The sequence below is a fragment of the Corynebacterium sp. HMSC067D03 genome, from assembly GCF_001811185.1.
Lineage (GTDB): Bacteria > Actinomycetota > Actinomycetes > Mycobacteriales > Mycobacteriaceae > Corynebacterium > Corynebacterium coyleae.
In genome coordinates, this window is sequence record NZ_KV803835.1 from 1 (window position 1) to 230 (window position 230).

1 rRNA gene is annotated in these 230 nt (G+C 56.1%); it reads right to left on the reverse strand.

The annotated features are described in order from the left end of the window. Positions 1–15: 15 nt before the first annotated feature. Positions 16–133: ribosomal RNA gene (gene rrf, locus HMPREF2785_RS08200) — 5S ribosomal RNA — on the reverse strand. Positions 134–230: the final 97 nt, after the last annotated feature.

Below are 230 nucleotides of genomic sequence, written 5' to 3' on the forward strand. Positions count from 1 at the left end.
TGTGTGAAGTTGTTGGGTCGGCGGTAACCTACTCTCCCACTCCCTCCCGGGAGCAGTACCATCGGCGCGGGCGGGCTTAGCTTCCGGGTTCGGAATGGGACCGGGCGTTTCCCCGCCGCTATCAACCACCGACACATCTATAGGGGTTCATAGAGTGTCCATGTGTCGTGGACTGTATTGAGTTCACTGTGACAATTTTGGGTGTGTTGTGTCAGTGACTGCATAGTGGA